The organism is Serratia sp. Res13-Sevr-LER1-36-b, assembly GCF_015673035.1.
GTDB lineage: Bacteria > Pseudomonadota > Gammaproteobacteria > Enterobacterales > Enterobacteriaceae > Chania > Chania fonticola_C.
Window position 1 is genome coordinate 202,372 of record NZ_JADACK010000037.1, and the last position, 18,742, is coordinate 221,113.

At 54.5% G+C, this 18,742-nt stretch carries 14 protein-coding genes; 4 read left to right on the forward strand and 10 right to left on the reverse strand.

Annotated elements, in window-relative coordinates; translation table 11 throughout:
* Positions 1 to 2: 2 nt before the first annotated feature.
* The 10 genes from IMQ33_RS22040 to nagE all read right to left on the reverse strand — a co-directional run bounded on the left by IMQ33_RS22040 (position 3) and on the right by nagE (position 14,343).
* A complete protein-coding gene (locus IMQ33_RS22040; RefSeq protein ID WP_065686420.1) occupies positions 3 to 1,253 on the reverse strand; it encodes a beta-ketoacyl-[acyl-carrier-protein] synthase family protein in 1,251 nt (416 codons plus the stop codon).
* A complete protein-coding gene (locus IMQ33_RS22045) occupies positions 1,250 to 2,650 on the reverse strand; it encodes an efflux transporter outer membrane subunit (RefSeq protein ID WP_196062023.1) in 1,401 nt (466 codons plus the stop codon). The genes IMQ33_RS22040 and IMQ33_RS22045 overlap by 4 nt, the downstream gene beginning before the upstream one ends.
* Complete coding sequence (locus IMQ33_RS22050) at positions 2,650 to 4,605, reverse strand: ABC transporter permease (protein WP_065686419.1); 1,956 nt, start codon at positions 4,603 to 4,605, stop codon at positions 2,650 to 2,652. Before IMQ33_RS22050 ends, IMQ33_RS22045 begins: the two co-directional genes overlap by 1 nt.
* The gene (locus tag IMQ33_RS22055; protein WP_098928223.1) at positions 4,598 to 5,761 is read right to left on the reverse strand and encodes an efflux RND transporter periplasmic adaptor subunit; all 1,164 of its coding nucleotides are present in this window, start codon (positions 5,759 to 5,761) and stop codon (positions 4,598 to 4,600) included. The genes IMQ33_RS22050 and IMQ33_RS22055 overlap by 8 nt, the downstream gene beginning before the upstream one ends.
* Positions 5,758 to 7,896 (reverse strand): peptidase domain-containing ABC transporter, encoded by a 2,139-nt coding sequence (locus IMQ33_RS22060; RefSeq protein ID WP_196062019.1) that lies wholly within the window; start codon positions 7,894 to 7,896, stop codon positions 5,758 to 5,760. Before IMQ33_RS22060 ends, IMQ33_RS22055 begins: the two co-directional genes overlap by 4 nt.
* Before the next feature lie 24 nt (positions 7,897 to 7,920).
* Positions 7,921 to 8,868, reverse strand: a complete 948-nt coding sequence (locus IMQ33_RS22065; RefSeq protein WP_065686416.1) for an ABC transporter — start codon at positions 8,866 to 8,868, stop codon at positions 7,921 to 7,923.
* Entirely contained in the window at positions 8,868 to 9,536 is a 669-nt protein-coding gene (locus IMQ33_RS22070; protein ID WP_161740461.1) for a thioredoxin domain-containing protein, read from the reverse strand. Before IMQ33_RS22070 ends, IMQ33_RS22065 begins: the two co-directional genes overlap by 1 nt.
* A 209-nt stretch (positions 9,537 to 9,745) precedes the next feature.
* Entirely contained in the window at positions 9,746 to 9,934 is a 189-nt protein-coding gene (locus IMQ33_RS22075) for a DUF4762 family protein (RefSeq protein WP_021805314.1), read from the reverse strand.
* 518 nt (positions 9,935 to 10,452) lie between these two features.
* A complete protein-coding gene (glnS, locus tag IMQ33_RS22080) occupies positions 10,453 to 12,117 on the reverse strand; it encodes a glutamine--tRNA ligase (protein ID WP_196062020.1) in 1,665 nt (554 codons plus the stop codon).
* Positions 12,118 to 12,309: 192 nt separating this feature from the next.
* Positions 12,310 to 14,343: an N-acetylglucosamine-specific PTS transporter subunit IIBC gene (nagE, locus tag IMQ33_RS22085; protein ID WP_065686414.1), complete on the reverse strand. Its 2,034-nt coding sequence runs from the start codon at positions 14,341 to 14,343 to the stop codon at positions 12,310 to 12,312.
* A gap of 337 nt (positions 14,344 to 14,680) precedes the next feature.
* Here nagE and nagB point away from each other — a divergent pair, with 337 nt between their 5' ends.
* The 4 genes from nagB to IMQ33_RS22105 all read left to right on the forward strand — a co-directional run bounded on the left by nagB (position 14,681) and on the right by IMQ33_RS22105 (position 18,706).
* Complete coding sequence (nagB, locus tag IMQ33_RS22090) at positions 14,681 to 15,481, forward strand: glucosamine-6-phosphate deaminase (protein ID WP_196062021.1); 801 nt, start codon at positions 14,681 to 14,683, stop codon at positions 15,479 to 15,481.
* A gap of 18 nt (positions 15,482 to 15,499) precedes the next feature.
* Positions 15,500 to 16,639 (forward strand): N-acetylglucosamine-6-phosphate deacetylase, encoded by a 1,140-nt coding sequence (nagA, locus tag IMQ33_RS22095; protein ID WP_021805318.1) that lies wholly within the window; start codon positions 15,500 to 15,502, stop codon positions 16,637 to 16,639.
* 26 nt (positions 16,640 to 16,665) lie between these two features.
* Positions 16,666 to 17,886: an N-acetylglucosamine repressor gene (locus IMQ33_RS22100; RefSeq protein WP_065686412.1), complete on the forward strand. Its 1,221-nt coding sequence runs from the start codon at positions 16,666 to 16,668 to the stop codon at positions 17,884 to 17,886.
* A 67-nt stretch (positions 17,887 to 17,953) separates the two neighbouring features.
* Entirely contained in the window at positions 17,954 to 18,706 is a 753-nt protein-coding gene (locus tag IMQ33_RS22105; RefSeq protein ID WP_065686411.1) for an HAD-IIA family hydrolase, read from the forward strand.
* The last annotated feature ends 36 nt before the right edge of the window (positions 18,707 to 18,742 follow it).

The window sequence follows — 18,742 nt, forward strand, 5'->3', positions numbered from 1 at the left end:
ACTCATGCCTGCCCGATCACCAAAGCCGCATTGGCTCCGCCAAAACCAAAGCTCAGATTCAGCGTATTTTGTAACGCTGCAGAGCGATGCCCCTCACCGATGTAATCCAGATCGCATTGTGGATCGGCATTCTTCAGGTGGCAGGTCGCGGGCATCATCTGATGTTGCATGGCTTGCAGGCAAATAATGGATTCAAAACTGCCCGCCGCCGCAATAAGATGCCCGGAATAGGATTTGGTGCTGGAAAGCGGTGTGCTAAAAGCGGCTTCACCGAAGGCCAGTTTGATGGCCTGTGTTTCGTTCAGATCGTTGAGCGGCGTCGAGGTGCCATGCGCATTGATGTAGTCGATATCAGCCGCCGCCAATCCCGCCTGATCCAATGCTCGCGCGATAGTCTTGACCCGCGCAAGCTTGTCTTCGGCCGGGGCAGTAAAATCGACGGCATCGGAATAATTACCATAGCCTTTGATCTCGCCAAGGATAGTTGCCCCGCGAGCCAGCGCGGCTTCCCGTTCTTCCAGGCACAAAACGGCCGCCCCTTCTGACAGCACAAAGCCGTTGCGATCCAGGCTGAACGGGCAGCAGGCCTTGCGGATATCTTCCTGCTCGCTCGCCAACGCTCGAAGGATATCGATGTTCCACACTGCGGCATCGGTACGCAGCGACTCCCCAGCCCCGGCAAGCATCATGGAGGCGCGACCACTGCGGATCACCTCAAAAGCATCACCGATGGCGATCGTCCCGGTCGCACAGGCCGCAATCGGGCTGTTTTGATAACCGCGCAGGCCCCAGAACAGGCTGCACGCCGCCGTAGCCGCATTCGGCATCGACAGGAAACAGCCAAACGGTGACCCCAGCCCCGTGCGCAGATAGCCTTCATAATTCATATGGGTTTCATCCTGCCCTGCCCAGCCACTGCCCATAATCGTGCCGCACTCCAGCAGATCGTAATAGGCCGCCGGGCTGTCGCCCTGAAACGCCATGCCCATCGCCTCACGGGCCGCGGCCAACACCAGCCGGGCAAAACGCGGCAGGCGACGACGGATCGCCGCAGGAACCCCTTTCAAGCTTGGCTCCTCGTCGATCAGCCCCAGAAAACGCGACTGGATCCCCACGCTGGATTTATCGTAATAACGGTAACCTAGCTGATAATCCATGATCGCCGCCCAGCTTTGCGCTGCATTCATTCCCAGCGGCGTCACCGCCCCGTAACCGGTGACCACCACTCGGCGCGGCATTAAACCTTTATTCATGATTTCCCCCTTTCCCTGTCATTTTCTTTTGCCACACCGCCGCCCAGTGCCTGCCAGAGTTTCATGGTGGCATTGAGGTAGCTGTACTGCAGATCCGCCAGATTATTTTCAATGGTCAGCAGGGCATCTTCCGCATCCAGCAGAGTCTGGAAAGAAACGGCTCCCGCCTGGTATTGGCTAGTCGCCAGCGCTAAACGCTGCTGGCCTAGCTGCAGATTCTGCTGCTGGTTTTTCCTTTGCTGCTGATAGCCAAGCCGCTGCGTCATGGCGTTATCCACATCGGACAAGGCACTGTAGACCGTGCGACGAAACACAATCGCCGCTTGCTTGACATCCAGATCCGACTTTTCGATGGTGAGTTGTACGGTGTTCCATTCCACAAACGGTAAGGCAGCGTTAGCGCCCAATGTTCTGGCCGGGTTGCTGAACCATTGCTGGAAAACATTACTGGCAGCCCCGAGTGATGCACTCAACGAAAGCGTCGGATAAAAACTCAGGCGAGCCACATCCGAACCTGCCAACGCCGCGCGCAGCTGGCTTTCCGCCGCTTTCACATCCGGGCGGCGGGCGATAACCTCAACCGGCAGCATCTTGGCTATCGGTACATCCTGGTGGGTGTCCAGAGAAGATCGCTCTACCTGACGATCGGTGGGCGAGCGGTTGAACAGGATGGCCAACGCGTTGCGGGCCTCCTCGCGCTGTTGTTGCAACAGACGCAGCCGGTTTTCACGCTCAATCACCGATTGCTGCGCCTGCAATACATCAAGTTGCCCAGCCGCGCCTGCTGCGAAGCGGGACTGCACCATGTCGAGCGTCTGCTTACTGATTTCCAGCCCGGTCTGCTGCTGCGTGATCTGCTGATTGAGGCTGGCGATCTGCCAGTAATAGCGCGCGGTATCACCGATCAATATCAACGCGGTGTTTTGCCGATCCTGCTCCGAGGCCTCAACCTGCCACTGAGCCTGCTCTCTGGCCCGCGCCAGCTTGCCCCACAAATCCAATTCATAGCTCAGATCCAGCGAGGTGCGGTAAGACTCCGTCGGGGTGGTATTGCTGCGCAGATTTTTTTCATTGCTTGCACCGCCGCTAACCGCCACGTCCGGTGTCAGGTTGGTATCCGTTAACCCCGCAGCCAGCCGCGCCTGCTGTAGCTGCAATCCGGCAATCGCCAGATCGTTGTTACTGGTCAGCACCCGACCAATCAGGCTCGACAGTTGCGGATCGTCAAAGCTGTCCCACCAGCGTTGGCCGTGCTGTAAATAACCTGCCCCGCTCTCCTGCTGCCGCCATTCGGAGGGCACAGAAAGCATGGGCTGCTGATAGTCGCTTTTGACTAATGAGCCACATCCCGTGAGCAATAAAGGGAATAACAGTGTCCAGGAAAGTTTGCCCATCATCATTCGCGTGCCAGCGCCTCCGTAGGGTGAAGGCGCGCTGCATTACGCGCAGGGAAAAAGCCAAACCCCAGGCCGATCAGCGCCGAGAACCCGCAAGCCAGCACCATAGGTGGCCAGGTAAAGATCATGGAAAACTCCTGCGTTACCCAGGAGAAAATCACCCCGGCCAGCCCGGCACCAATAATGCCAATCAGCCCACCCAGCGAGCAGATCACCATCGCTTCGATCAGGAACTGGCGCATAATATCCGCAGGACGCGCCCCAACCGACAGGCGGATGCCGATCTCATGGGTTCGTTCTGTCACGGATACCAGCATGATATTCATCACGCCAACGCCCCCCACCAGCAGGGAAATTCCGGCGATGGCGGTGATTAGCAGCGTCATGGAGTCCGACGCCTTACGGATGGCCTGCGTCATCTGGTCATTGGTCTGGGTGAAAAAGTCACGCTGGCCATGCGCCTGCTCCAGTAATGCTTCTACACGGCCTTGCACATCACGCAATGAAATACCGTCGTTGACCCGCAAGGTTATCGATTCGATCGGCATATTGCCGGACATTCGTTCCAGCAACGCGGTGTAAGGCATCCACGCCCCAAGCATCATGCCGCTGAACTTGCCACCTTTACGCTCGGCAATACCGATCACCCGGTAAGGCGTACCCGCCAACTGGATGATCTCCCCCTCGGGCAGCTCATCTGGCTCAAACAGCGTGGTGCGCAGTTCTGGATCGATGATCACCACCGGTTCACGCTCGTCCAGATCACGCCCGGTAAAGCCGTTGCCGGAGAGGAAATGCAGGCCCTGCACGCGAAAATACGCGTTGCTGATGCCGGAAATCGACACCATGGCCTGCTTGCCTCCACGTACCGCTTTTACCGTATTGCTGACCACCGGCGATACGCTATCGACATAAGGTTGCTCCGCCAGCAGTTCGACATCGGACACCGTGAGCGCCCGCGCAAAATCGGGGCGGAGATTATCCCAGCCTAGTCCCGGCCGTATCTCCAGCGTGCTGGTGCCCAGCTGGCTGATTTCATTCAGAATACTTTGCCTAGCCCCTTCCCCGACCGCCATGGATGACACCACCGAAGAGATACCGATGATGATACCCAGCATCGACAAAAAGGCCCGGGCGCGGTGCCCTAACAAGGCACGCCAGGCCATCTTGACGGCCTCTTTCACGCTTTGCCAAAACCTTGTGCGGCCAGTAGCCACAGCAACCGGCAGCGCTGGCGGGGTCTCCAACGGCGCGACGGCATAGTTGGCCTGGTCGGAAATAATCTCACCGTCGCTGATTTCAATGATGCGCTGTGCCTGATTGGCGATATCACGATCGTGGGTCACGATAATCAAAGTGTGTCCTGCCTGGTGCAGTGCGTGCAGGATCCCCATTAGCTCCTGGCCACTGGCACGATCGAGCGCTCCCGTCGGTTCGTCAGCCAGAATGATTTCCGCCCCGTTCATCAGTGCCCGGGCGATACTGACCCGCTGTTGCTGCCCACCGGAAAGTTGAGCCGGTTTGTAATGGATACGCTGCTGCAACCCAAGCCGGGTCAGTAAATACTCGGCCCGTTGCTGACGCTCAGCCGTCGGCATCGCCGTATACAGAGCCGGAATGGCGACGTTTTCAGCGGCGCTGAGGTACGGCATCAAATGATAGCGCTGGAAAATAAACCCAATGTACTGGCTGCGTAATTGAGCCAACTGTTCGCTACTGGCCTCTGGGGTGGAAATTCCCTTGATGGACATCTCCCCCTGCGTCGGCTTATCCAGGCAGCCAATAATATTCATCAGCGTGGATTTCCCCGATCCGGAAGCGCCGATGATCGCCACCATTTCTCCCCGCTGAATAGTGAGTGAGATAGATTTCAACACCGCCACCGTCTGCAATCCGGACACAAAATGGCGAGATACGCCACTCAGGGCGATTAAAGGCTCACAATGTTCAGCCATGATGATCGCTTCCCGGCACCGAGGAGCTCAGCACCACGCGATCTCCCTCGTTGAGCCCTTCTTTAACTTCGGCAAACTGCCGGTCATTAAGCCCAATACGGACCCAACGTAGCTCAAGCTGCTTGCCATTCATCACCTGCACCTGATAGTGGTCCGCATCCCGCTGTGCTCCAAAGGCGGCAACCGGCACACGCAGGATATTCCTGGCCTGTTCGGTGATGATAAACACCTGGGCAGTCATTGAGGTTCGTAGCAAACGCTGGGCGTTGGCGATCACAAACACGCCGTTGTAATACACCGCAGAGGCTTGTTGGCTGGAGGAAGTCGCAAGATTGTCGTCCAGCAAGGCCTCCCCAGGCGCATCCTGGATCGAGCCCATCACACTCTCATAGCGCTTTTTCGGATCGGCAACCACGTAAAACCACAGTGGCTGCCCAACGCGAACCTTGAGGATGTCCGTTTCTGAAATGCGGGTATGCACTGACATGGTATCGACATCCGCCAATACCAAAATGGTGGGTACGGTTTGAGAAGAGACAATGGTTTGCCCTTCTTTGGTGACAATCCCCAACACTTCACCATCTATCGGCGCGACAATGCGGGTAAAGCCCAGGTTGGCGCGGGCCGTTTCCAGCTCCATCTGTGCCTGAACGATTTGGGCATCATTCACCTTTAGCTGGGCGACCTGCGTCTGGAGCTGGGCCTGGGCTTTCTGCAACTCACTTTTTATGCCGGAACCTTCGCGATCCATTCTGCGCTGCCGGGTCAGTTCCTGCTGATACTGTTTGAGCATCGCCTGAGTGACCTGTTTCTGCGCCTGAGCGCTTTGTAATGCCGCCTCCGATTTCCGCAGCGCATTCTGCTGCAACGTGGGATCAATTTCTGCCAACAGTTGCCCGCGAGTGACGCGATCCCCCTGTTTCACATACAGCTTTTGCAGTTGTCCGTTGACCTGCGCCCCGACGCTGACTTGCAGCAACGGTTTAAGTACCCCGGTAGCCAGCACCGTTTTCTCAATATCACCGCGGGTAATTTCGACAGTATTGAGGGCACCATCCGATGTTGGCGTCATGGCATACCAGACAACCGCACCGCTCATTGCGGCCAATGCCAGTACAGCCATCAGCACCTTCTTCCCTGTCATTTTAATCTTCATGAGTATGCTGCCGCTGTCAGGTCTGGTTGCGGTGCGAACAGGGTATCAACCTGCTTCATACCCCCATTGTCCATGCGATAAACCCGATCAAACATCGACAGCACGCTTTCGCTGTGTGTCACGGTGATCAGCGTTTTGTGCTGTTCACGGCAATGGGCCAGCAAGGTCGTCATCACCTGATGCGCCGTATTTTCATCCAGGTTGGCCGTGGGTTCATCCAGCACCAGCACCGGGCAGTTACTGTACATTGCCCGTGCCAATAACAGGCGTTGGCGCTGCCCCAGGGACAATCCGGCATGGCTTTCACGGATCAGGGCATTAAGGCCACCCGGCAGTTTTTCTACGACCGAGTGCAGATTCAGCCCCTCAAGGGAACGCTTAATCCGCTGGTGTTGGTGCTCATCCACGTTCTCATCAAACAACGTGATGTTCTCTAGCACCGAGGCATTGAACAGAATATCTTCCTGACTTTGCAGGAAGAACAAGGTGTGTATCTGCCGATAATCGACCGGCTGACCATCGACCACCACCTCACCTTGCTGTGGAGCCATCAGGCCGGTCATCACTTTCAGCAGCGTGCTTTTGCCCGTCCCCGACTCGCCGACAATGGCAATCCGTTGGCCGGGTTGCAGCGATATCGACAAATCATGCAGCACCGGCAGTTGGGCATCATAGGCAAAGACAATATGGCGAAAACTCAACCGAGAGCTGAACTGCGGGAGCGTCTTAGGCGCCGCTTCATGTTCAGAACTGGAAGGAAACAGATCCCGCGCACGGGTATCGATGACGTGCAGCTGGTTCTTCTGCAAAATGGCGTAGAATATTTTGGTGATATACGAGGTGAAAATCTCCCGCACAAAACTGTAGGCGAAAAACTCCCCCAGCGTCAGGACACCCTTTTTCAACAATGGCAACGCCAGCAGCATGAAAAACACCATCTCCAGGCTGCCGATCAGCTGATACAGGCTGCTTTTGACCTGCTCATAGATCCTCTGCTGCTGTTGGCAGGTAAACAGAGACAGCGCGTAGCGGGCAAACACGCTTTTGCGCTGGCTATCCAGCCCTGCGGATTTGATGGTGGAAAAACCCTGGATGCTTTCCAGAATAAAGTCGCTTTGCTCCGCCGTTTTTACCTGCAACTGCTGGGTATAATAGCGATCGCGGTAGATGGCCCAGATGCTGATCAATCCCATTAGCGTAACGCCAACGCCAGAGACCATCGCCAGCAGCGGGCTCATGTAACACATGACGCCTAACGCGATAGCGCCGATAATCCAATCGGTACGCAGGCCGTTATCCAGCTCGATCTTGATGCCGGATGCCAGCTGCCAGTTGGAAAAGCGGCTGAACACGTCGCCCGGTGCACGTTTGGCAAAGAAGTTGAGAGAATTACCGAGCAACCGCGAGAAACCGGCTACGCTGTTGACCACCACAAAGCGTTTGATAAACCGCTCCGTAACCCAACGCACGGCGAAAGCCAGCAGGGTAGAAACAAAAAACGCCAGCAGGAAATAAAAATACGGGAAATCGGCGTCACCCGCCGAGGAGTAAACCTGATTGATGGCGCTGCCCACCATTGTCGGCATGATGAACAGGGTTAAGGAAATCAGAAAGGCCAGCACCATCAGCCGATAGATACCCGGCATCCTGGCGGTCTCTTTCAGGCTCATACACTCCAAAGCTTTGAAACCCGTACTGCGCTTTTTATCTGCCTGTGCCTTTGGGTCGAGTTGTCTTTCACTATCCAGCACCAGCGCGTAGCCGCTGATTTCCAGTTTTAATGCATCGATGGGCAACAGCTGCTGGCCTATTGCCGGGTTCATCACGCAGACATAGTTGCCTTGGCGGTACGCCAACAGCACATAGTGGCTGGCACCATAGTGTAAAATGGCAGGCAGGGGCAGTTCCGCCAGCTCACCATGGTCGAAAATAACCGGGTAAGCGGGTATGGCCAGCTCAGAGAGAATGGTACATAACGTGGTCAACGAGGTGCCATGCTGCGACGCAGGATAGCGTTCACGCAAGTTCTCCAGAGGGGCATCGATGCCCTGCGTCTGCGCCAGCATGGCGATACAGGCCAACCCACACTCATTGGTTTCACCTTGAAAAACCTGCGTTGGGATTATCTTTTCCATGATCTGACTTCTTCAATTTCCAGATTATTCATTGATAAAAAATAACGAATGCGAGTGCCATAACAGCCAGTCTTCAGGATGCCGGGCTATCGACGTTTCAATGATTTCCGGCAGCCTGGCTTTCAGGCTGCGAGCCTGCACCGGCGGTTCAATATGGATTTTTAGTTCCCGGTCGTAGTACAGGTAATAAAAAACCACCTGCGCCGATAGCGCCCGGGCAATGCGTATCACTCCGCTGTGCAGATTGGCAGGGCGATCAAAAAGCCGACAAGGTAGTTTTGCCGTTGCTGCCGTATTGGCATTGACGGTGTAATCGGGGGTGATATCAGGGAAGATCATGATGTTCCGCCGATGATCCGCTGCCTCCATGATCGCCGCCATCAGGTTGCCGGCAATTTCCCGGCTATCGTCATGGATCGAACAATAAGCAAGGTTGACCTTCCCTAGCTGGCGAACCTTTTCCTGATAGATTTCCACACTGCTGGAAACGATCACCGTTGCCTGACCAGGGAAAGCCGCTCCCCCAACCATCCCGGCCAACACATCGGAAACCATATGCAACGGAGCTAGCACCACCGGCGAACCGGCCTGATGCAAAGGCTCAACCACGGCATTCAACTGCGCTTTACAACGTTCCATCTGAGCCTGTATCTGTGGGCTTTGCCCATAGGTAGCGGCCAGATCCAATAGCCGCCGACGATAGCTCACCCCGGCAAAATCCAATTTACGGCCATCGCCAAGCAAGCACTGCTTATTGGCGGCGGCCACAAAAGCACGCCTACGCTCCCCCCGGTCGCCCAACCGCAACCCTCTGCCCCACGCCGCCAGCACAAGAAACCAACGATAATCACCGTGCTGCAATAACCAACAGGCGACGCTTCTCTGTGCTTTGCGCAAGGGCGCCAGACTACGCATCAGCGTTGCCAGGCTATTTCGCCATGCCAGATAGGCCCACACAGCAAAGAAACGCATTAGGGCTCCAGCGGTTTGTCATGCTGCAACAACGACAGCAAGTGGTCAGCAAACTCGGGGAACTCACGATCCTGCAATGCCAGCCATTTCCTGTTGACGATAAAGCTCGGCGTTGCGTCTATGTTGTAATAGCGGGAGACCTCGGTCATATAGTTCAACAAGGCTTGCACCTGCGGGGTCTGGCTAACACGAGCGTACTCCGCGAGATCGATATTTTGTTCCTGAAGCCAGATATCACGATTTTTAGGGTTACTCAGATCGATCTTGTCCCGGATAATCGCGTCATAGGCGCTCTGACGGTGCTGCGGTTCAATGCCCATCACCGTTAACGTCGCAAACAACGAGGAGAAACTGGCCAAACCATTCATCTGCTCGTTATTGATATGCAAACGGACCAACTTGCTCCCGGCAGGCATCCGCGCTTCCAGCTTATCCAGGTTTGCTTCATTCAGGGCGCAGTAGTGGCAGCCATAAGAGAAGAGTTCGATAAGGGTATTGCCTTCTTCGATCGGACTATTGTTAACATTATTATTATCGAAAGCGATCAGGCTTTGCTGTTCATCATTAGTGTTCAATACAAAATAGTGAAAATAGGCTGTCGTCATGAGTGATGAAACAATAATAACCACTAACGTATACAGGGTAATAAACAGAGGGGTTCTGAACATAAAAACTCGTCCTAAAAAGGCCTGGCAATTAGCTTTATTGTTGCGAAACAGGCTGACACGAAAAAATCGCATCAGCACTGAAATAAACGCTGAATAATGTTCCATGTTTACCTGCCCTTACTGGACACAGGCTTGAGCGTAACTCGGACTCAATAACCCTCTATTCAAGGGTAGTAAGGGCGGTGGCAGCAGGATACCGTTACTCAGTATTACTGCTCAATAATACCGCAATTGGCCAGCGCAGTAGGTTTGGAGTCCTGGCTGATGACTTTACCGGTTTTGTCGGTACAGGTGGTTACCATATTGCACTTGAAACCAGAGGCGACATATTTGGTAGTACAGGTTTTACAGGTACCGCCGACGATTGAGTTGGCTTGAGAAACAGTAAGCTTTTTCACAACATAATCCTTATATAGTGAGTATAAATCAGCCTTGGCATTATCTATCCCAATAGAAAAAAAGCCATGCTTAGTATAAAGGCACAATAAAATATGCCTTTATTAAAGCATGCTGATTATTATTTACTACCCTGTATTTCGGGCAAGAATAGCCGATCAACTAACGCAGATCAATAAATTTATGGCTAATACACAGAGCGCCAAAATATAAGTATAAGTGGTCGCAACCATTCGTTATTTCGATATTTAGTAATAGGAATAAGCCAAGGTGAGCTACTCAAAATTTACGCAAAATAAAATGCGGGCCAGATAAATTCCGTGAGTTTATTACCCTAGCTTTATTATGGGCATATAGTGACAGTTAACAGAACGCAGGCCAAATGACCAAAATCAGGAACAGGCAGCGGGAAGGGCAACAACTTGAGGGTAGCATTCAAAGCAAAACAGAAGATGTCTCTTGACCAGAAGATCCGATCAAGAGACAAACAGGCAAGGAAACGCGCTAGGCTTGGCTAAGCTTAAGCGCCAATCTTGGCCCAGGTATCACGCAGGCCTACAGTGCGGTTAAACACCAAGCGCTCGGCCGTAGAATAGCGGCTGTCTGCGCAGAAATAGCCTTCACGCTCGAACTGGTAGGCTTTTTCCGGCTGGGCAGTTGCCAGGCTTGGCTCAACAAAGCCTTGCTTGATAATCAGCGATTCCGGGTTGATGGTGGCGAGGAAGTCCTCTGCCGCCGCCGGGTTAGCCACGCTGAACAGACGATCGTACAGGCGAATTTCTGCCGGTAAGGCGTGTGCCGCAGACACCCAGTGGATCACGCCTTTCACCTTGCGGCCATCGGCAGGATCTTTGCTCAGTGTATCTGGATCGTAGGTGCAGAAAATGGTGGTGATTTCACCCTCTGCATCCTTCTCTACGCGCTCAGCCTTGATCACATACGCATTACGTAGGCGCACTTCTTTACCCAGCACCAGGCGTTTGTACTGCTTGTTGGCTTCTTCACGGAAGTCTGCACGATCGATATACACTTCACGGCTGAATGGCACTTCACGGCTGCCCATTTCCGGCTGGTTCGGGTGGTTAGGCATGGTCACCATTTCCACGTCTTGCGACATGTTCTCGATGATCACCTTCACCGGATCCAGCACGGCCATGGCGCGCGGTGCGTGCTCATTCAGATCGTCACGAATACAGGACTCCAGCGCCATCATCTCGACGTTATTGTCCTGTTTGGTGACGCCGATACGCTGGCAGAACTCGCGAATGGAGGCAGCCGTGTAGCCACGACGACGCAGGCCAGACACGGTTGGCATACGTGGGTCATCCCAGCCTTCAACGATCTTCTCGGTCACCAGCTGGCTCAGCTTGCGCTTGGACATGATGGCGTATTCGAGATTCAGGCGTGAGAATTCGTACTGACGCGGATGGCAAGGGATGGTGATGTTATCCAGCACCCAGTCGTACAGACGGCGGTTATCCTGGAACTCCAGGGTACACAGCGAATGGGTGATCCCTTCCAGCGCATCGGAAATGCAGTGGGTGAAATCGTACATCGGGTAGATGCACCATTTGTTGCCGGTCTGATGGTGCTCCGCAAACTTGATGCGGTAGATCACCGGATCGCGCATCACGATAAACGGCGAGGCCATATCGATCTTGGCACGCAGGCAAGCGGTGCCCTCGGCAAACTCACCGTTACGCATCTTCTCAAACAGCGCCAGGTTCTCTTCAACCGTGCGGGTACGGTACGGGCTGTCTTTGCCCGGAGCCGTCAACGAGCCACGATATTCACGGATCTGCTCGGGAGAAAGCTCGTCAACATAGGCCAGGCCTTTGTTGATCAGCTCAACCGCATACTGGTGCAGTTGATCGAAATAGTCCGAGGAATAACGAACGTCGCCGCTCCAGGTAAAGCCTAACCACTCCACATCGTGCTTGATGGAGTCGACAAATTCGATGTCTTCTTTTACCGGGTTGGTGTCATCGAAGCGCAGGTTACATTGGCCCTGATAATCCTTGGCGATACCAAAGTTCAGGCAAATGGACTTGGCATGGCCGATATGCAGATAGCCATTAGGCTCCGGTGGGAAACGTGTATGAACCGACGTATGCTTCCCTGATGCCAGATCTTCATCAATGATCTGACGGATAAAATTGGTTGGGCGGGCTTCTGCCTCACTCATGTCACTATTCCTCAAATGCAAAGCGCTACACATATAACCTTCTATGTTCCAATAAGCCGCGCCCAGAAACAACCGTTATTCGTCAAGTTCCCATGGTGCAAAAACAAAAAAAGCGGGAAAAGATCGCTCTTTTCCCGCTGATACGGCTCACCGCCCGTTTAACGCCCGGGCGAAGCCAGGGTTAAACCCAACTTATTTCTGGATCTCGAACAGCTTGGTCTGGCCAGCAACCACATTGCCGGTTGCCAGTGCCGTCAGGCCAGCATAGTCATCAGCATTGCTGACCACTACCGGGCTGATCATCGAGCGCGCATTGGCGTTCAGGTATTCCAGATCCATTTCCAGGATTGGCTGACCTGCTTTCACCTCAGCACCCTCTTCCACCAGGCGTTTGAAGCCCTGACCGTTCAGCGCCACGGTGTCGATACCCATGTGCACGACGATCTCCGCGCCCTTGTCTGTTTCCAGGCAGAAAGCGTGGTTGGTGTTGAAGATCTTCACCACGGTGCCATCAGCTGGTGCCACGACGGTTTTATCGGTTGGGCGAATAGCCACACCGTCACCGACCGCTTTGCTGGCGAAGGCTTCGTCCGGCACCTGATCCAGAGCCACCACTTCACCGGTTACCGGCGCCACCAGCGCTTCCAACACGGTTTTAGCGGCGTTAGGTACGGCCTGCGGTTTAACTTCTGCCGCAGCGGCTGCGGCGGCTGGAGCAGAGGCTGCCGCTACCGGGCCTGCTGCAATCACTTTGGTCATCGCACTGGCAATCAGTTCGGCACGAGTCCCGACAATCACCTGCACGCTTTGCTTGTTCAGACGGATCACGCCAGAAGCACCCAGGCGTTTAGCCAGAGCATCGTTCACCAACGCAGAATCTTTAACGTTCAGACGCAGACGGGTGATACAGGCATCGATCCCGGTCAGGTTGTCAGAACCCCCGATGGCGCTCACATAACGACGAGCCAGGGTAGTGGTTTCATCTTCGTTCTTACCCGCAGCGGTATCCACGTCATAACCGTCGGTTTCGTCACCGGCAACCGCCAGTTCACGGCCTGGGGTCATCAGGTTGAATTTTTTGATGGTGAAGCGGAAGACCACGTAGTAGATAGCGAAGAACACCAGGCCTTGCGGGATCAGCATGTACCAGTGGGTCGCCAGTGGGTTACGCGTTGACAACGCCATATCCACCAGACCGGCACTGAAACCAAAACCGGCAATCCACTGCATGCTGGCTGCGATATATACGGAGATACCGGTCAGAATGGCGTGGATCACATACAGCACAGGAGCAACGAACATGAAGGAGAATTCCAGCGGCTCGGTGATCCCGGTGAAGAAGGCAGCGAACGCCCCCGCCATCATGATACCCAGCACTTTCGCTTTGTTCTCAGGACGCGCGCAGTGGTAGATGGCCAGTGCTGCACCCGGCAGACCGAACATCATGATTGGGAAGAAACCTGCCTGGTAACGACCGGTGATACCGACCGTGGCTTTACCCGCTTCAATAGACTGCGAGCCACCCAGGAAGTTAGGAATATCGTTAATACCGGCAACGTCAAACCAGAATACCGAGTTCAGCGCATGGTGCAGACCGACCGGAATCAACAGACGGTTGAAGAAGGCGTAGATACCGGCACCGGCAGAGCCGAGCTTTTGGATCTGCTCACCGAAGCTGACCAGACCGTTGAACACCACCGGCCAGATGTACATCAGGATGAAGGCAACCAGGATCATCAGGAAAGAGATCAGGATTGGCACCAGACGGCGGCCGCTGAAGAACGACAGCGCTTTCGGCAGTTCAACACCGCTGAAACGGTTGTAGACTTCGGCAGAAATGATACCCACCAGGATACCCACGAACTGGTTCTCAATTTTGCCAAAGGCGGCAGGAACCTGATCGAGAGGGATCTTCTGAATCATTGACACGGCGGCAGGTGAACACAGCGTGGTCACTACCAGGAAACCGACAAAACCGGTCAGTGCAGCGGCACCGTCTTTGTCTTTGGACATACCGTAAGCCACACCAATGGCGAACAGGACCGACATATGATCGATAATGGCCGAACCGGATTTGATGAACAAGGCTGCCAGAGCATTGTCCCCACCCCAGCTAACCGGGTCAATCCAGTAGCCGACACCCATCAGGATGGCCGCGGCAGGCAGTGTGGCTACCGGAACCATCAAGGCCCGACCCACCTTTTGTAAATAACTAAGAATGTTCACCTTTTCCCCCTATTCGTCCGATGCCGGACCCTATTGGCAGTTTATTGAGATAACTCACTACCTTTTTAGAAATAACGCTTGGCACGTATCACTCATGCGGAGTGTAAAAAAATTATTTCGTATCGCAAATTAAAACCTCCTTTTTTGTGACAAATGTCACCAAAAAGTAGTGTTAAACTGCCACATTGCTAGCCATCGCACAAAACTTATTTTATCATTCAAAAAATCAACGGACAGTAATCCCGAATACCCGCTTCACAAAGCTGAGTTACGCTTTAAGCTACGGTTTGTTGCCCGTACCAGTATAGACACAGTTTATTCTACCTAGAGGTGTACGATGAGACTTATCCCACTACAAGACACTATTCAAGTCGGCAAATGGGCCGCACGCCATATCGTTCAGCGTATCAATGCCTTCAAACCGACCGCAGATCGCCCGTTCGTCCTTGGCCTGCCAACCGGTGGCACCCCGCTGGAAGCCTACAAACACCTGATCGCGATGCACAAAGCCGGTGAAGTCAGCTTCAAGCACGTCGTGACCTTCAACATGGATGAATATGTTGGCCTGCCGCAGGAACACCCGGAAAGCTACCACACCTTCATGTACCGTAACTTCTTCGACCACGTTGATATCCCACGTGAAAATATCAACCTGCTGAACGGCAACGCACCAGACGTTGACGAAGAGTGCCGTCAGTACGAAGCCAAAATGAAATCCTACGGCAAAGTTAACCTGTTCATGGGCGGCGTGGGCTTCGATGGCCACATTGCGTTCAACGAACCAGCGTCTTCCCTGGCTTCACGCACCCGTATCAAAACGCTGACCGAAGAAACCCGTATCGCCAACTCCCGCTTCTTCGATGGTGACGTGAGCCAGGTGCCAAAATATGCTCTGACCGTTGGCGTAGGTACCTTGCTGGATGCGGAAGAAGTGATGATCCTGGTCACCGGCCGTGGCAAGGCACAGGCGCTGGAAGCCGCAGTGGAAGGCAGCATCAACCACCTGTGGACCATTAGCTGCCTGCAGCTGCATGCCAAAGCCGTGGTGGTTTGTGACGAACCGTCCACCATGGAACTGAAGGTGAAAACCGTTAAGTATTTCCGCGAGTTGGAAGCGGAAAGCGTTAATAGTCTTTAATTTTTTGCAGGGGGCTACATGTTCGCTTTAACCCAATGCCGGATTTTTACCGGCCATGACGTGCTTGATGACCATGCGGTAGTGATTGCTGATGGCCTGATTGAACGAGTCTGCCCACTGGCCGAACTGCCAGCAGGCATCGAAACGCGCGATCTGGGTGGCGCCATCTTAGCCCCCGGTTTTATCGACGTGCAGCTTAACGGCTGCGGCGGCGTGCAATTTAACGACTCACTGGAAGCTATCTCGGAAACCACGCTGGAAATCATGCAGCGCGCCAACGAGAAATCCGGCTGTACCAGCTATCTGCCAACGCTGATCACCTGCAGCGACGATTATATGAAGCACGGCATCAACGTGATGCGCGCTTATCTGAAGAACCATCCCAATCAGGCCCTTGGCCTGCATCTGGAAGGGCCGTACCTGAGCCTGGAGAAGAAAGGCACCCACAACCCGGCGTTTATCCGCAAGCCTACCAGCGAGATGATCGACTACCTGTGTGCCAACGCCGACGTGATCAGCAAAGTGACCCTGGCGCCAGAAATGGTGGAACCCCACTTTATCAAACAGCTGAGTGACGCCGGTATCGTGGTGTCCGCTGGCCACTCCAACGCCACCTATGATCAGGCACGCGTGGGTTTCGCCGCAGGCATTACCTTCGCCACCCATCTGTACAATGCCATGCCGTACATCAGCGGCCGCGAACCGGGCCTGATGGGCGCGATCTTCGACACGCCAGAAGTGTATACCGGCATCATTGCCGATGGGCACCACGTGGCCTGGGCGAGTATCCGTAACGCCAAGCGGGTAAAAGGTGATAAATTGGTGCTGGTTACCGATGCTACTGCACCAGCAGGCGCGGATATCGATCAGTTTATTTTCGCGGGTAAAACCATTTATTATCGTGACGGCCTGTGCGTTGACGAAAACGGCACTCTGAGCGGCTCCGCACTGACCATGATCGAAGCGGTGCAGAACAGCGTAGAGCATGTCGGTATCGCACTGGACGAAGCGCTGCGTATGGCAACGCTCTACCCGGCTCGCGCTATCGGTGTCGAACAACGTTTAGGCACCATCGAAGCCGGCAAGGTCGCCAACCTGACCGCCTTTACCCGTGATTACCAAATCACCAAGACCCTCGTTAACGGCAACGAGGTTTAATCCATGAACAGCGAGTAGAATTATTGATGAGCACTGGCGGACAAGCACAAATAGGGAATGTTGACTTAGTTAAGCAACTCAACGGCGCAGCAGTGTATCGCCTGATCGACCAGCAAGGCCCGATCTCGCGCATTCAGATTGCCGAACTCAGTCAGCTTGCCCCCGCCAGCGTCACTAAAATTACTCGCCAACTGTTGGAGCGCGGGCTGATCAAAGAGGTCGATCAGCAAGCCTCCACCGGTGGCCGCCGTGCCATTTCCATTGTCAGTGAAACCCGCAATTTTCACACCGTTGCCGTCCGCCTGGGCCGCCATGATGCCACTATCACCCTGTACGATATGGGCGGTAAGTCGCTCGGAGAGGAGCACTATCCTCTGCCGGAACGCACCCAGGAGACACTGGAAAACGCACTGCTCAACGCCATTGCGCAGTTTATCGAAAGCTACCAGCGCAAATTGCGCGAACTGATCGCCATTGCCGTGATCCTGCCTGGCCTGGTCGATCCTGCTTTAGGCGTAGTGCGCTATATGCCGCACATCAGCGTCGATAACTGGGCGTTGGTCGATCATCTTCAGCAACGCTTCAACGTCACCAGTTTTGTCGGCCACGATATCCGCAGCCTGGCCTTGGCGGAGCACTACTTCGGGGCTACCCGTGATTGTGAAGACTCCATTCTGGTGCGCCTGCACCGGGGCACAGGCGCCGGGATCATCGTCAACGGCAAAATCTTCCTCGGCAATAACGGCAACGTGGGAGAGATTGGTCATATTCAAATCGATCCCCTCGGCGAGCGCTGCCACTGCGGTAACTTCGGCTGCCTGGAAACCGTGGCAGCCAACGCTGCTATCGAACAACGCGTACGCCACCTGCTGAGTCAGGGCTACCCAAGCAAAATGACGCTGGACGACTGTAGCATTGCCGCCATCTGCAAAGCCGCCAATCGCGGAGATTTGCTGGCCAGCGAAGTGATCGAACACGTTGGCCGCTATCTGGGCAAGGCGGTAGCCATCGCCATCAACCTGTTCAACCCGCAAAAAGTGGTGATCGCCGGTGAAATCACCGAAGCGGACAAAGTGCTGTTACCCGCCATCCAAAGCTGCATCAACACTCAGGTGCTGAAGGATTTCCGCAGAAACCTGCCGGTGGTCACTTCCGAACTCAATCATCGTTCAGCGATCGGTGCTTTTGCCCTGGCGAAACGGGCAATGCTCAACGGTGTACTTCTCCAACGGCTGTTAGAAAGTTAAACTGCCTGTTTGGCAGGGATGCACTTCTGGCTTTTTTGCCCTGCCGTTTATCATGAGACCAGCAACAATGACTATCAAAAACGTGATATGTGACATCGACGGCGTGCTGCTGCATGACAATACCCCGATCCCTGGAGCCGATCTGTTCCTGGCTCGTATTCAGGAGCAGGGAATGCCGCTGGTGGTGCTAACCAACTACCCTTCGCAAACCGCCCAGGACCTGGCCAACCGCTTTGCCGCCGCTGGCCTGGACGTGCCAGAAAGCGCGTTTTATACCTCAGCGATGGCGACGGCCGATTTCCTGCGCCGCCAGGAAGGTAAAAAAGCCTATGTGGTGGGCGAAGGTGCACTGATCCACGAACTCTACAAAGCCGGCTTTACCATCACCGATATCAACCCGGATTTCGTGATCGTGGGTGAGACCCGTTCCTACAACTGGGACATGATGCATAAAGCGGCCTTCTTCGTGAACAACGGGGCGCGGTTTATTGCCACCAACCCGGATACCCATGGCCATGGTTTCACACCAGCCTGTGGGGCTCTGTGTGCGCCGATCGAGAAGATCACCGGCCGTAAGCCGTTTTATGTCGGCAAGCCTAGCCCGTGGATTATCCGCGCCGCACTGAACAAGATGCAGGGACATTCGGAAGAGACGGTCATTATCGGGGACAACCTGCGTACCGATATCCTGGCTGGCTTCCAGGCCGGGTTGGAAACCGTACTGGTGCTGTCTGGCGTCTCAAACCTGAACGATGTTGAATCCATGCCGTTCCGCCCGAGCCATATCTTCCCTTCCGTGGCGGATATCACTATTTTTTAAGCCGCAAGCAATGGCCCCTCACCCTAGCCCTCTCCC